The following is a 1,313-nucleotide window of genomic DNA, read 5'->3' on the forward strand; positions in this document are numbered from 1 at the left end:
TCGTCATCGACGTAGCCGTCGACCGGGTAGTATTCGTAGTCCGTGGTTATACCGTTGGGCTGGCGCTCTTGCAGCAGGTTGCCGAAATTGTCATAGGTGGTGGCCAATGTTTCGCTGCGGACCTGGGTGACATCGCTGGTGAGTTCCCAGCGCTTTTCCACGGTTTTAGGCAGTTGGAAATAGGCCGGCTGCTGTTCGAAGGGGCCATCGACGGTGTGGAAGGTGGTGCGCACCCGCTGGACGCAATCGCCCTGGGTCGTACTTTCCTCGGTGAGCAGGTGAAAGCTGTTGAAGGTGCGCTGCACCGTGCGCGCCACCACGCCGGCCATTTTATGCTTGGCGGTGGAACCGTAGGAGTAGGTGCGCGAGGCCTTGTACAGTTGATCCAGGCCGTTGCTTTCCCACTGGATGTTCGCGCCGTTACCGATGAAATTTTCCAAGGTGTATTCGTAGCTCACCTCCATCTCCGGCTGCTGGAAGCCGGGAAAGAGCTGATGGCGGGTGACCCTCGGCAGGTTCGGCCGTCCGGTGTTGCCCGGATAGGCATGGCCCGCGTCGAGATATTCGATGACTTCGCGCCCGCCCACCGGGGTCTTGACTTCCCTGATGCAGCCAATGCCGCGCACGTCCTGATAATCGAAGCGCCAACTGGCGCGCTCATCCGTGGGCAGGACTATCTCGATGACCTGGTGCCTGGCGTTGAGCTTGAGTTCGAAGCGCGCCAACGGTGTGCCACCCGGTCCGGCATCCGGATACAGGAGCATCTCGACCAGCGCGCGGTCATCGAAGCGGTTGATCTGCAGCAGGCGCCCGAGGGCATCGCTGATCGATGCCAGGCGTTGGCCACCATTGAACCCCACGTAGGCCAGGTCGACCTTGTGGCCGGACGGGGCATGGATCTGCTCGGGCAAGGCCACTCGTTGCTCACCGCTGCCGCCCACCTTCAAGGTTTCGACCAGCCCGGCCTTGTGCACGACCCGATAGAGCTCGTTGCCCTCGTTGAAGAAATGGAAACTGTCGAGTTTCTTTTCCTTGATCTCCGGCGTGGCACCGCTGCCGGTGACCTTGAAGGTTTCGCCAGTGGACAAGGCCAGGATGCTGTCATGGGGGGTGAACTGGGACAGGTTGAAGTTCCAGCCGACGCCGAAGCCCGAATCCAGGGTATTGAGCGGGTTGAACACCAGCTTCAGCGGTACGGCGGGGCCGCAAAGGTCGTTGGACTTGAGTTCCGGCAAGTCGATGGCGAGGGTGTATTGACCGGTGCGTGGATCAACACTGGCCGACAGGAAACTCATGAAGTTGAAGGCATTGGA

The 1,313-nt window shown here is 60.5% G+C and carries 1 pseudogene; it reads right to left on the minus strand.

The features are described 5' to 3' along the window. Positions 1–1,313 (minus strand): annotated as a pseudogene (locus HGO40_RS30475) (sugar-binding protein); the annotation flags it as partial.

Source organism: Pseudomonas sp. CG7 (assembly GCF_023701885.1).
GTDB lineage: Bacteria > Pseudomonadota > Gammaproteobacteria > Pseudomonadales > Pseudomonadaceae > Aquipseudomonas > Aquipseudomonas zanjanensis.